Here is a 13,382-nt window from a genome sequence, read left to right as displayed (position 1 = left end):
TTATTTTCTTTATAGGGCAAGCACAGCTTAAGGGGGGCCATATACTTGGTGCCATGGGATTGCAGTCAGGAACTCAAACACCTGCTAATACTCTAAGCGTTTATATTCCGGGATATTTTTATACAGCATCATCTTTAAGAGATGCGAATGGAGATAAATCATCTGTAGATCCTGATTTTACAATGACTATTACAGGAGCTGGTATTTCATGGGTAAGTGATTTTAAAATCCTGGGAGCCAATTATGGAGCGACTGCATTATTAGCTTTTGCCTCAAATACGATTCAGGGAAATAATGCAAATGTCAATAATTCTTTAGCGTTGACAGATTCTTATGTTCAGCCCATTCAATTAGGGTGGCATCACAAAAGAGCTGATTTTGTAGTGAGTTACCAATTGTATTTACCAACTGGCAGTTATACCGCAGGTGCTTCTGACAACAGTGGTTTGGGAATGTTTATGAATGAGTTTTCTGCAGGAACAACTTTGTTTTTCAATGATAAAAAAACCTTTCATTTTTCTGCTTTAGCCTCTTATGAAATCAATGGAAAAAAGAAGGATACCGATATTAAAACCGGAGATATTTTAAGTATTGAAGGAGGTTTGGGTAAAACATTTTATATGATGAATACTGAAAAAACCGCTCCAACAGGAATATTGAATGCGGGTTTAATTTACTATTTACAATATAAAGTGACCGATGACAAAATTCCTGTTCCTGTAATTGGAATTGTTGAAGGTGAGAAAGATAGTGTTGGAGCAATAGGAGCTGAGGTAAATTATTTTCATATTGGTTGTAAAACTTCTGCGGGATTTAGATGGGTAGCTGAGGTTGATGCTATTAACAGATTTCAGGGAAATACTTTTTTCCTGACATTGGCGCATGTGTTTAGTTTAAAGAAAGAATAGCTAAAAAAATAGAGGTACAATTTATAAGGAAAAAAACATTTGATACAATGAAAAACACACACCTCTCTCATAGAAAATTTATTTGGAAAACCAGATTAACCTTGGTTTGCTTTCTCTTATCATACACAGTCATGATCGGACAAAAAACAAATACAAATATGCGCTTCAAAGATTCTCTTGATGGAGCAATCGACTTAAGTAATTTTCTCATTTATGCAAATGGTTTTCTTGTAGTTCCTGCCATTATATCTGAACCAGCTTTAGGAGGATTTGGTGGTGCTTTAGCTCCAATTTTTCTTAAAAAAAGAGCTCCTGTAATCGATGAAGACGGTAAAAAACGTTTTATAAATCCAGATATAACAGGAGGATTCGGAATGTATACTGCAAATGATAGCTGGATGGTCGGAGCATTTCGTTCCGCAACTTTAGTTAAGCCCAAAATATTGTATCGCATCGGGGCCGCTTATGGAGATGTAAATTTGTCTTTTTATGCCAATAATTTACCCACTGGAAATGATCAGGAATTTAAATTGAACTTTAGAACTTCCGTTTTTTACACCCAATGGTTAAAACAATTTAAAAATGCAAAATGGAGTGCCGGACCGCAATATTTGTTTTTAAATTCTAAAATAAATTTGCCAGACTTTAATCTCCCGCCTCCGTTTGTTAAACCTGGCGACATTAAAAGTACTGTAAGTCAGTTAGGTGGAGCACTTCAGTTTGACGGTCGAGACAATATATTTACACCAGATAAAGGAATACGTCTTCAGTCAGATTTCTTTTGGTCTGACAATGCAATAGGCAGCGATTACGATGCCTGGCGTGTCAATTTATCGGCAATAGGTTATTATCCTTTAACGGACAAATTAATAGGCGGATTGAGGATTGAAGGAGAACAGGCGTTTGGGAATCCACCTTTTTATTTAAAGCCGGGAATTAATTTACGGGGAATTCCAACTGCTCGTTATATGGGAAAAACCAGTATTGTAAACGAAGTTGAGCTTCGTTGGGATTTGTACAAAAGATGGAGTCTAATAGGATTTGGTGGTCTTGCAAGCGCTTTTGACGATTGGGATCAGGCTTTTGCCAAGCCCGTTGTTTATAGTTACGGAACAGGTTTTCGGTATTTAATAGCCCGAAAATTTAAGCTCCGAATGGGAGTAGATGTCGCAAAAGGAAATGAAGATTGGGCTTATTATATTGTTTTCGGAAGCAATTGGATGAGATAGCTGAAAAGAAAATAGAAAATAGAAAATAGAAAATAGAGAAAAGAAAATAGAAAAAAGAGACAAGAGAAAAGAGAAAGATTCCCGATGTGTGTCGATGTAGCCAAAGGACCGGAACAATGGGCCTATTATATTGTTTTGGAAGCAATTGGATGCGATAAATCTTAAGAATGAATAAAAAACAAAACCCCGATGCTAATTATTTCATCGGGGTTTTGTTTTAAAGTTTATTTACTTGTATGATTATAAATATAACAAGAAGTCAGACGCATGAGTGTTTAAATACAATCAATAGAATTATCTAATTGCCACATTATCTAATTTAAGATTCTCTTTTGCATATTTTGTAAGTTTTTATAGATTAATAAAAACATTGTGTAAAAATTAACGGCAAAGCGTTAGTTTTAATAGTTAATATTTAATTGATTTGTAACAAAAATTAATTAAAGGTTACTAATAAGTTAACTATTTAAATCATTGATTATGTATAAAATTACGATGAAATCAGTTTTTGTAGCATCAGCATTTTTGGTTGGTGTAAGCAGCTGTTTTGCACAAGATGTTTTAGTAAACTCACTAAAGCTGAATGCGAGTGATAAAAGTAAAGAGAACTTTAAATTCACAGAGCAAATTAACCTTGGAACGACTTCGGTAAAAACACAAGGTTCTTCAGGAACATGCTGGAGCTATTCTACAAACTCATTTTTAGAATCAGAAATGATTCGTTTAGGAAAACAACCGGTAGAACTATCTCAGATTTATTCAGCGAGAAATGTGTATGTTGAAAAAGGAATTAATTACGTGCGTATGCATGGCGCTGTGACTCTTGGTGACGGAGGTGCGTTGCATGACGTAATCAATATGTACAAAAAATACGGAACCGTTCCTAGAGAAGCTTATACAGGATTAAACTACGGAACAGATAAAAATAAATTTGGAGAAATGGCAGCGCTTATCGAAGGTGTTTTGGGTGCTGTAGTTAAAAATCCAAATGGAGAATTAACGCCAAACTGGCAAAAAGCATATGCTGCAGTAATCGATTCTTATTTAGGAAAAGTGCCGGAAAACTTTACATACAAAGGAAAAAATTATACGCCACAATCTTTTGCTAAAGAAGTAGTTGGAATTAATCCTGATGAATATGTAGAAATGTCTTCGTTTACAACTTCTCCATATTACCAAAAAACAACCATGATGGTGCCGGACAACTGGTCGTTTGATCAGGTTTATAACGTAAAAGTAAACGACATGACCGATGTTATTGACAATGCGTTGAAAAAAGGATATACAGTAGTATGGGCAACTGATGTGAGTGAGAAAAGCTTTAGCTGGAAAAATGGCGTAGCGTATGTTCCGACAAAGAAATTTGATGATATGACGGCTGAAGAAAAAGCAGACATGTTCAATGGACCAAAACCAGAACCGGAAATTACACCGGAGATGCGTCAGGCTGCGTTTGATAATTACACTACAACAGACGATCACGGAATGCATATTATTGGTCTTGCAAAAGATCAAACCGGAAGAGAATATTATATCGTAAAAAATTCCTGGGGAGAAACAAACGACTACAAAGGATTCTTGTTTGTAACCAAAAATTTCGTAAAATATAAAACGACTGCCTTAATGGTAAATAAAGGCGGAATTCCAACTGATCTTGCTAAGAAATTAGGAGTTTAAGTTTATTTCAATTTTAAAAAATACAGAAAGCGCTGCAAGATATTGTGAGCGCTTTTTTTATGATTTAGTGACAACTAAACAAAATGTAAATACAATACTGTTTTATCGGTCTCATTTTTAGATTAATAATGAGTGTTTTTATTTGAAAAACAGCACTTAAACGTTTTTTAAGGTCGTTTACAGGAATAATAAAATATAAAAAGGAACTAATAAGTATCTTTAAGTAATATTTTAATGTTCAGAATAAATTAATCTAATCAACATGAAAACTTATGCAGTTAAAATTACAACAATTGCATGTGTTTTTTCTTTTAGCTGTTTTGCACAGCGTGCTGCTTCTAACACTCCTGTCATTGCGCCAATAGCAAATGCACATTCACAATCTGACAATAAATCTGATAATGATCTTGTACTGGATTATTATCATGTAGAAGAAACAATTAATATGACATTCGGAAGAAGAGTCGTCAAATATGAAGTTTCAAAATTAGACATGGTTAATACCTATGACCTTGGTCCAAATAATACCAGAACGGTTACACCAGTTTATAGAAAAGCCAAAGTAAAACCAACGGAAATTGCCATGTTGTCAAAAGCTATTAAAGATACCGTTTCGACATCGATAGCACCAGTTAAAGTTGCGATGATTGCACCAGCCCAGAAAGCAAAATATCTTACCGTAAACCGCACAAAAACGTATATGCAAGTAATAGACAAGGGTTATGCCTCTGCAGATATGCTTAAAAAGGTGGCAGACCAACATTATTTTGATGGCGAAATGACAGCGGCAGCTAAATATTATGCACAATTGCTTGAAATGTCTCCAGATTCAGAAGCATCGTATTATTATAGATATGCACAATCATTGAAAGAAATTGGTCAAACAGAAAAAGCCAATGAGATTATGGTAGTATTTGAAAATAAAAACATGAGTAACAAAATTGCGAAAGAATAGTTCCACGTATTCTCAGAGTAAGAAAAAAGACTATCACCCTCATGATAGTCTTTTTTTTAAGCTCGTCTCGGACCTGAATTAAGGACGATAAAATCACATCGTAAAAATTTCGTGGGGAGAAACAAACGATTACAAAGGTTTCTTGTTAGTAACTAATTTCGTAAAATATAAACCTACTGCTCTTGATGGTGAATATAGGCGGGATTCTTGTTGGTTTCGAAGAAATTGGGGTTTAATAGTTTAAGGTTTAAAAAGCGCTGTAATTTAGATCGTGGTGCTTTTTGTTTGAGATAAATGTTATTTGAATACGAGTTTAATTAATGTTTTTAAGATGGATGTTTTGACTTAATATATTGTTCTAATAATAAACGTTATGCTTAAATGTAATGTAAATTTCTTTCAACTATACATTTTTCCCTATAATTAGAATTAATAATTATCTTTACTTTAAATTTTTTAACTCCGTGAGTAGAATAGAACAATTATTTGATCAACTTGGATATACTCGTGAAAACGGGTTGTTCTATCTTGAGGAGTCTGATCAATGGCTTAATAAGTTTCCTTTTAGGATCAGTAAGGTTTTACGGGATATAATACAGCCCTATGCTTTTTATAGTTTACATCATCACGGGGATGAAAATTCAGAACATCCAGAGCCAATAAACAATCCAATTATTCTATTTTTTGATAAACCTGATGAAGAAAAAACAAAAGAAATTCCAAAATGGACATTTTGTTTTGGTCAGGCTCCAGTAGTTATAATTAATAAAGATGATCGTGGTCCATTTGATATATATCATGGTTATAAATTTGAATCTGATCATAGTTATCTACTACAAAGTCTGGATGATGATATTAATATTTTTTCCTTAATAAATTTGACGTTAGGAAAAACTTGGAAAACATTATATAATAGGCATTTTAAAAATGTCCCAAAAGTTGATAAGTATCTTTTGAATAATATCGTGGATGCAAGAAGAATCCTGATTGCATCCGATGGTTTACAACTTTATCCTAAAATAGCCAATAGATTAATAGGTAGATTGCTTTTTATCAGGTATTTGATTGATAGAAGAGTGGAGTTTACAGGTCAAGAATATCTTGAAGGTAATGATAAATTGACTCGTCAGATTAGTTTGAATGAAATGATTAAGTCAAAAGATAAATTGTATCGTTTCTTTGAGTATTTAAATTCTAGATATAGTGGGGATCTATTTCCTCTAAAAGAAGAAGAAGTAGATCAAGATACAGGGGAAATCTATACTTTTTATAATGAGGAGGAGAATGTTACTGAGGACCATTTGGAAGTATTGTATGATTTGTTTTCAGGTTCATCTTTTTTCAAATCTGGAACATCATACAAGGGGTATGTTGTTCAAAAATCATTATTTATGGTGTATGATTTTGAAATTATTCCTGTTGAACTTATTAGTAATATATATGAAAATTTTATAGGTAAAGAAGAAGAAAATCTAAATGTGGTATTGGAAAACTTTAATACTACCTCAAAGCAGTATGATATTAAAGCATATTATACCCCACCATTCATCGTTGATTATATATTGTCACAGACTGTCAGTCCGCATTTAGAAAAATCCGATACTTCTAATTGTAAAGTTTTAGATCCTTCGTGTGGGTCTGGAATTTTTTTAGTTGAAACACTTCGAAAGATTATAGAAAAGGAAATTCAAAACAGCGGTTCTCCTGATATAATGCTAAGTAATGAGAGGCTTTGGGAGTTAATCAAAAATAATATTTTTGGAATAGATATAGACGAAGATGCAATTGAAATTACGATTTTCTCTTTATATATTACTTTGCTTGATTATAAATCACCAAAAGAAATTGAAGATTTTAAGTTTGAAAGATTAAAACACATCAATTTATTCGGAGGAAAACAATATGATTTTTTTAATGAAGAAGCTTCTTTTAATGAGATTTTTTCAAGGGAAATAGCATTAGATTTTATTATTGGGAATCCGCCTTGGGGTGTGGTTAAAATGTCTTGTTATGAGAGTTATATTAAAAACAGGAAACTTCGAGCATTTGATGCTAATAATATTAAGGGTTTAACTAATGTAATATTGCCACAATTACCGCTCGAAATTGGTAATAATGAAATATCACAGGCTTTTTTAATCCGTGTAAGTGACTTCGCAATAAATCCAAATTTAAAAATTGCTTTGGTAGTAACGGGTAAAAGCTTGTATAATTCCGCTGCCACAACCAAACAATGGAGAGAATATTTTTTATCTAATTTTGTTTTGAGCGAAATACTAGAGCTATCAGGGGTTAATAATAAGATTGTTGGAGGTAGTCAGATATTTGAAGGAGCAAAAATGGCTCCTGCAATATTCTTTTATAGTTTAGCAAAATCTACAGAAGAAATAATAACAAATGTTGTGACTCATATAACCGTTAAGCCTAATAGGTTTTTTAATTATTTTAGGACTATTGTTATTGAAAAGCATGACATTAAAAAAATACTTCAGAGAAATTTTATTCCACGATTAAATGGATATGATTGGTTATGGAAAGTTATGCTTCATGGCAATGTATTGGACTTTTATTTCATGCTTAGATTAAAATCCTATCGTTCAATAAAAGAGTTGATGAATGAATATAATCTAGATTATAAAGGAGGATTAAAAATCAAAGACGCATCTGTTTCTAAGAAAAAAAGTACATTAGAAATACGTAATTTTCTTTTTCTTAATGTAGAATTTAAAAAAGAATTTCAGCAGTACCACACTGGTTGTTCAATGACTTGGCATGAAACAGTTGAAGAATTATTAGTAAAAAATAGAAAAGGGAAATCTGAACGAAATCTCATAGATTCAGAAGGTAATGTAGCATATCTCCCTGATCCATATTATTTTAAAGGAGAAAAGCTTTTGGTGAAAAAAGGGCTTTTAGCAAATGAAAACTTTAAAGCAGTCGCTGCATATGGTAATGAAGATATTGTTTTTACTTCGACTGTTTGTTCAATTAAAACTAAAATAGGTTACTCTAAACATGAAAATACATCAGTGGCTTTAAAAAGTTTAGCGGGTATTGTTAATTCTAGTTTTTTTACTTATTATCTACTTCAAACGAGCTCATCTGCGGGAATAGATCGAACACGTGTCGATTTTCAAGAAATCTTTTCTGCGCCAGCAATTGAAGATAAATTACTAGCAGAGTCGGTAATGATGCTGCAAAAAAAACATAATGAACTAAAAGGGGTGATTTTACGTGATCAAAACTATAGTGATAAATTAGAAGAAATAAGACAACTTGAATGGGATGTTGATCAAATGGTATATAAGTCATTTGAAATAACGGATGTGGAAAAATCACTAATTAATTATTCAACAGAAATTTCATTGCCAATCCTAAAAAGATCTGAAGAAACTGGATATGGTGAGAATAATATTTTCCGAATGCTTTCATGTGAAAAGGAGAATGATTTACATTATTTAAGTAACTATGCGGATATTTTTATTAATCATTTTAAGCATAGATTTAATTCTAAAGAACGATCTTTTTTTGCAAATGTATATATAGCAGATGATTTTATTGGTTTTCAGTTATTGTCGGCCAGGCACCAGTTGATAGTAAAAAAATATATTTTAAAAACACAGATGATTCTAAATTATTTGATGAAATTGGAAATTTAGGAATTCATAATGTTACACGTGACTTATATATTCAGCAGGATGTTCGCGGTTTCATTAAAAACACTTTTTATATTATTAAGCCAAATGAATTAAAATGCTGGCATGAGGCAGTAGCTAATCATGATTTGCTTGAATTTATTGATGCTTTAGCTAAAGCTGAAGCAGAAATCGTTAATGATGAAAAATTATGATGAATGGCATTGAATTTATAAAAGCAACTGATGGGAAGCAGTACTATATGGACTCTTTTTTGAAAACAATCATTTATGGTTATGAATGTTTAATTAATAAAGGAATTGTTTATAGTCGTTCTGATATACATAAAACAATAAAAACTGTTCAAAAATCAAATGTTGCTCATAATGAGATAGAGGATTATTTATGTACAGATTTAGTTAATAAATACATTAAGCCAAATTTGGGTTTGTTTGGGCTTCAAAACATAGTTGTTGACAATGGAGTGAGAGAAACAAAAAATAATGTCACAACAGGTCATTTAGATATAAAATTCCAGGTTCCAAGTTTAAGTGAAAATCATTATTATGCTTTTGAAGCAAAAAGGCTGGACAAAAGTTTAAGTAGAAAGCGCTACTATTTAAATGGTGGAATTCAGCGTTTTACTGATCGAACCTATTATCCCGAAACAACAACTGTACTTGCTGGAATGATTGGATTTGTAGAAGTTGAAATGAAAAAGTCTAAAAGCGGTCAAATGGTCGAGAGCAAGAACGCTAGAGTACCATTGATAAAAATAAAAGATGATATTAATCATCTTATAAAGTCTCAAAAAACATTTGTCACAACTCAATGTTTGACTCCCTATTCCATTAGTGATATCAATTATGCTTGTGTGCAAAATTTTGGGCACTTATATTTATCAAAACATACGAGAGATGATGATAAAGCAGAGCTTAAAATATATCACCTTTTCTTTGATTATTATAGCATCTTATTGGAGTAATGAAGCCTTTCCTTATTTGGGATAATTAGTAATCGAATAAATGAAAATATTTACTTCCTTTTCAATAACTTCTCCAAATATTCTACTTTCTCCTTTTCAGCCTGAACCAAACGCTCATAAAGTTCTACAACTTTATCAAGCGGATTGAAAGTACAACTATAATTCATTCCAGCATTAACAATGCCATTATCGTGATAAGTATTTCCAATAATATTTAAAACCGCTTCTTCAGAGAAATTCTTAATTCCTTCAACAGATACGCCTAAGGCTTCAGCAATTGCTTTAAGTTTATCTTCATCTATAGTTTCACTGTTTTCAATAGCCGAAATAGCTTGTTGGTTTGTTCCTAAGGCTTGTGCCAATGCTTCTTGTTTCATATCCCGAAGTTCACGAATACGGCTAATTTTTCGCCCTATATGATTTGGTTTTGTTAGTGTGCTCATAATTCAAAGATATTTAAAATTCCTGATAAAATTATTTGTGCCGTAAAATACGAGGTTGTATTTGTGTGATACGTTTTTTTTGTGTTGGGTTATGCTTGATGAAGCAAAAATACAATTTTTCGCACAACTGATCATTGCTCTTTTTTCATTTGGGTTAATGCATTTGAAACTTGCTTGTCTTTGTCGAGTTTCTTGCGAAGATTTCTCCTTCGTCGAAATGACAAAAGGAAATCCACAAGCTTGTCATTTCGAGGGACGAGAAATCACACTAGAAGCTCCGCAATCATAATCGCCAATCTTTGTAGAGTTACTTGCGGAGATTTCTCCTTTCGTCGAAATGACAAAAGCTGATGGCTATTCTTTCGGTTGTATTGAAATGTCTTTCATTTAAGTACATCCTTGAATTTACAAAAAAAAAATACCACTTACAATTTGTAAGTGGTATTTAATAAGCTCCCCCTCTTGGGCTCGAACCAACACCGATAGCTATCGGGGCTCTGATTAACAGTTTACTTATATCTTTCTTTGAGTTTGAGAATTATGTCTGGATACTTAATAAGATTTTCAATATAAGTTTTGCTTCTCATTTTCTTAATGTGTTTTTCAATATTTAAGCCCTGGGTTTTGTTTTCGCACGGTATTTTTAGAAATAATACCCAATCTTTAGCATTTGCTGTGAATTTGTGAGATTCAGCATTTTTATGAAATTCAATTCGGGCATCGAAATCAGATGTATATCCAATGTAAAATCGGTTTAATTTAATTGAATGTAGAATGTAAACACAATTCATATTAGGGTAAATTATAAACAAAAAAATACCACTTACAATTGTAAGTGGTATTTAATAAGCTCCCTCTCTTGGGCTCGAACCAAGGACCCTCTGATTAACAGTCAGATGCTCTAACCAACTGAGCTAAGAAGGAATCACCTTAAAGGTAAATATGTTTGCTAAAAAAAGTTGCTCCCCCTCTTGGGCTCGAACCAAGGACCCTCTGATTAACAGTCAGATGCTCTAACCAACTGAGCTAAGGAGGAAGTTGTTGCTCTTTTTAGCGAGTGCAAATATAGTTGATTTTTTAATTTACCAAAAATATTTTAACTCTTTTTATTAATTATTTTTACTACTTAACAATTGCCTTGTAAATATCGTTTCCGTTAGCAAACAAAAGCAATGCGATAAGTAGAACGAAACCAACCATTTGGGCGTTTTCAAGGAATTTATCGCTTGGTTTTCGACCACTAATTATTTCGTATAATAAAAACATCACATGACCACCATCTAGTGCCGGAATTGGCAATAAATTCATAACTCCAAGCATAATTGACAATAATGCAGTGATTGACCAGAACACTTCCCAGCTCCATGAACTCGGAAAAATGTTAAAAATCGCTGCAAAACCACCTACTTGTTTGTATGCTTTTGTCTCCGGATTAAAAATCATTTTCAATTGTTTTCCGTAACCCACTAATTGGTCCTTACCTTTTGTAAGCCCAACCGGAATAGATTCAGCAAAACTATATGTTTTAGTGCTGATTTTATAGTAGCCTAATTTTTCTAATGATTTTATATCTAAACCACCTGCAACAACTCCTAATTTTCCGGCAGCAGAAACTTTAACCGTAATTGGTGTTTCTTTTAAATCACGCAATACAACAGCAGGAATTGTTTTTCCTTTATTGTTATCCAGGATTGCTTTTACCTGATCATAATATTTAGCTTGTTGTCCGTTTAAGGAAACAACCAAATCTTTTGGTTTTAAAGTAGTATTTACAGATTCAGCAGGAACATCTTTAATAGCAAAAGGCATACGCATCTCTACAAGAGAAGATTTTTCATGTTTTGATAATTGATCAACAAAATCTTTCGGCATTTGAATCGTTTGCTGTTGGCCATTTCTTTCAATCAAAACTTCTTTAGACATGATTATATTTATATTTAAATCATTGTCAAAATTCTCTACCTTTTTCCCATCAAGAGCTATGATTTTATCTCCGGTTTTAAAACCAGCCTTAATCATCGCAGGATTTTCAATTAAAACACCATCTTTCAGATCTGCAGTAGCTACATAAGTATCACCGTAAGCAAACGCCATTCCGATATAAATAATAAAAGCCAATATAAAGTTTACCGTAACACCACCTAACATGATAATTAAACGTTGCCAGGCCGGTTTAGAACGGAATTCCCACGGTTGAGGTGGAAGCGCCATTTGTTCTTTGTCCATACTTTCGTCGATCATCCCTGAGATTTTCACATAACCTCCAAGCGGTAACCAACCAATTCCGTATTCTGTTTCGCCAATTTTCTTTTTTAACAATGAATATTTAACATCAAAAAACAAGTAAAATTTTTCGACTCTGGTTTTAAATAATTTTGCAGGGATAAAATGCCCTAATTCGTGAAGAATAATAAGTAAAGATAAACTCAATAGAAATTGAGAGAGTTTGATAACTATATCCATTTTGTATTTTTAGTTCGTAATTTAACGCACAAAAGTAACGTTTCTATTTTAATTTGATAGTGCAATATAAGACATAAGGTTTTAAATGTTTGTTAATAATTGCTTACTACTTATATAAATTAAAATTAGCATCTTTTTTATGCTTAAGTAATTAGTAACTCATTCTTTCAGAATGTTACAAAATACCCTATTCTATTATTTTTAAATCCTTTTGAGGGTGTTTTCTCCAAGTATCAATTCTTAATTTCATATTCAATAAGGAATGTATTATTTATTGATAATTAACAAAGATGTTTTCAAATTACCAAAGAGTTTGGTCTTCTGTGAAATTTTATATTATAATCTATGAACTTCGTTAAACAAATTGAAAGAATTAAAAGGATACACAAGTTAATTAGTTCTGAAAAAACAGGAACTCCTGTTGTTTTTGCTAAAAAATTAAGCTTGAGTAGAAGCCAGCTTTATAATGAATTAGAAATAATCAAAGAATTAGATGGCCCGGTAAAATATTGTAAAAAAAGAGAAAGCTTTTATTATGAAACGCCTTTTGAATTGATACTTCATTACTCTCTTAAAACAATTAAAAATGATGAATCTAAAGAAATTTTTGGAGGTTTTAACTTGCATCCAATTTTATTAGACGGAACTCTGATAAGTTTGCTGTAACAAAATAGTTCTCGAGAAAATAATTTGTTGAAATTATTAATTAACATTTAAAATTGTAAAATTATGAACTTAGAAAATTTGAATTTAGTAGAGCTTAATGCTCAAGAAATACAAGAAGTAAGCGGTGGAGAACTTTTCACTTTTATTGTGCTTGGAGCAATAATAATAGGAGTAGGTTTAATTTCTAATAATAATAGTAAAAACATCAATGGACCTGGAGGAAGCGTTTCTAACCCGCCGGGCAACACGACTGGCTATTATAAAGGTGACTTACTTACGAATGCAATGTTTTAATTAATTAAAAGAGCCTTGAAAAAGCAAGGCTCTTTTATCTTTCAATAATTTAAATATTCTACTATTTGAACTATATTTTGTCTTTCAAATAAGAATCCCATAAAAAAAATATTTACAATTTTTAAAC

At 32.1% G+C, this 13,382-nt stretch carries 11 protein-coding genes and 2 tRNA genes; 8 read left to right on the top strand and 5 right to left on the bottom strand.

Translation table 11 applies throughout. The features are described 5' to 3' along the window. Positions 1–53 precede the first annotated feature (53 nt). From IHE43_RS01845 to IHE43_RS01820, 6 genes are all read left to right on the top strand, one after another. Positions 54–908, top strand: a complete 855-nt coding sequence (locus tag IHE43_RS01845) for a transporter (RefSeq protein ID WP_192186415.1) — start codon at positions 54–56, stop codon at positions 906–908. 131 nt (positions 909–1,039) lie between these two features. Next, positions 1,040–2,137, top strand: a complete 1,098-nt coding sequence (locus IHE43_RS01840) for a BamA/TamA family outer membrane protein (RefSeq protein ID WP_225585340.1) — start codon at positions 1,040–1,042, stop codon at positions 2,135–2,137. Between the two features lie 480 nt (positions 2,138–2,617). Beyond that, complete coding sequence (locus IHE43_RS01835) at positions 2,618–3,814, top strand: aminopeptidase C (RefSeq protein WP_192186413.1); 1,197 nt, start codon at positions 2,618–2,620, stop codon at positions 3,812–3,814. Positions 3,815–4,076: 262 nt separating this feature from the next. Continuing rightward, positions 4,077–4,769, top strand: a complete 693-nt coding sequence (locus tag IHE43_RS01830) for a hypothetical protein (protein WP_192186412.1) — start codon at positions 4,077–4,079, stop codon at positions 4,767–4,769. Positions 4,770–5,233: 464 nt separating this feature from the next. Next, entirely contained in the window at positions 5,234–8,428 is a 3,195-nt protein-coding gene (locus IHE43_RS01825) for a DNA methyltransferase (protein ID WP_192186411.1), read from the top strand. 187 nt (positions 8,429–8,615) lie between these two features. Beyond that, positions 8,616–9,389, top strand: coding sequence for a hypothetical protein (locus tag IHE43_RS01820; protein WP_192186410.1), 774 nt, complete (start codon positions 8,616–8,618; stop codon positions 9,387–9,389). Between the two features lie 50 nt (positions 9,390–9,439). Here the strand turns inward: IHE43_RS01820 and IHE43_RS01815 are convergent, their stop codons facing one another. From IHE43_RS01815 to rseP, 5 genes are all read right to left on the bottom strand, one after another. Continuing rightward, complete coding sequence (locus IHE43_RS01815) at positions 9,440–9,832, bottom strand: helix-turn-helix domain-containing protein (protein WP_192186409.1); 393 nt, start codon at positions 9,830–9,832, stop codon at positions 9,440–9,442. A 509-nt stretch (positions 9,833–10,341) separates the two neighbouring features. Continuing rightward, positions 10,342–10,623, bottom strand: a complete 282-nt coding sequence (locus tag IHE43_RS01810; RefSeq protein ID WP_192186408.1) for a GIY-YIG nuclease family protein — start codon at positions 10,621–10,623, stop codon at positions 10,342–10,344. Positions 10,624–10,682: 59 nt separating this feature from the next. Next, positions 10,683–10,756 (bottom strand) — tRNA-Asn (locus IHE43_RS01805). A gap of 38 nt (positions 10,757–10,794) precedes the next feature. Beyond that, a tRNA-Asn gene (locus IHE43_RS01800) sits at positions 10,795–10,868 on the bottom strand. An 86-nt stretch (positions 10,869–10,954) separates the two neighbouring features. Beyond that, positions 10,955–12,295: an RIP metalloprotease RseP gene (gene rseP, locus IHE43_RS01795; RefSeq protein ID WP_192186407.1), complete on the bottom strand. Its 1,341-nt coding sequence runs from the start codon at positions 12,293–12,295 to the stop codon at positions 10,955–10,957. A 345-nt stretch (positions 12,296–12,640) separates the two neighbouring features. Between rseP and IHE43_RS01790 the strand changes: the two genes are divergently transcribed. Together IHE43_RS01790 and IHE43_RS01785 are read left to right on the top strand one after the other, a co-directional pair. Further along, entirely contained in the window at positions 12,641–12,961 is a 321-nt protein-coding gene (locus tag IHE43_RS01790; protein WP_192186406.1) for a hypothetical protein, read from the top strand. Between the two features lie 63 nt (positions 12,962–13,024). Next, a complete protein-coding gene (locus tag IHE43_RS01785; protein WP_192186405.1) occupies positions 13,025–13,255 on the top strand; it encodes a hypothetical protein in 231 nt (76 codons plus the stop codon). Positions 13,256–13,382: the final 127 nt, after the last annotated feature.

It is taken from the genome of Flavobacterium sp. MDT1-60 (assembly GCF_014844035.1).
Taxonomy (GTDB): domain Bacteria; phylum Bacteroidota; class Bacteroidia; order Flavobacteriales; family Flavobacteriaceae; genus Flavobacterium.
Note: the sequence above shows the minus strand (reverse complement) of the source record. Positions and strands in the feature narration are given on the sequence as shown.

What these genes read in the sequence shown, in the direction of transcription:
- rseP (WP_192186407.1), bottom strand. Translation starts at nt 12,295, where the DNA reads ATGGATATAGTTATCAAACTCTCTCAATTTCTATTGAGTTTATCTTTA.
- IHE43_RS01810 (WP_192186408.1), bottom strand. Translation starts at nt 10,623, where the DNA reads ATGAATTGTGTTTACATTCTACATTCAATTAAATTAAACCGATTTTAC.
- IHE43_RS01845 (WP_192186415.1), top strand. Translation starts at nt 54, where the DNA reads ATGGGATTGCAGTCAGGAACTCAAACACCTGCTAATACTCTAAGCGTT.
- IHE43_RS01820 (WP_192186410.1), top strand. Translation starts at nt 8,616, where the DNA reads ATGATGAATGGCATTGAATTTATAAAAGCAACTGATGGGAAGCAGTAC.
- IHE43_RS01835 (WP_192186413.1), top strand. Translation starts at nt 2,618, where the DNA reads ATGTATAAAATTACGATGAAATCAGTTTTTGTAGCATCAGCATTTTTG.
- IHE43_RS01840 (WP_225585340.1), top strand. Translation starts at nt 1,040, where the DNA reads ATGATCGGACAAAAAACAAATACAAATATGCGCTTCAAAGATTCTCTT.
- IHE43_RS01785 (WP_192186405.1), top strand. Translation starts at nt 13,025, where the DNA reads ATGAACTTAGAAAATTTGAATTTAGTAGAGCTTAATGCTCAAGAAATA.
- IHE43_RS01815 (WP_192186409.1), bottom strand. Translation starts at nt 9,832, where the DNA reads ATGAGCACACTAACAAAACCAAATCATATAGGGCGAAAAATTAGCCGT.
- IHE43_RS01790 (WP_192186406.1), top strand. Translation starts at nt 12,641, where the DNA reads ATGAACTTCGTTAAACAAATTGAAAGAATTAAAAGGATACACAAGTTA.
- IHE43_RS01830 (WP_192186412.1), top strand. Translation starts at nt 4,077, where the DNA reads ATGAAAACTTATGCAGTTAAAATTACAACAATTGCATGTGTTTTTTCT.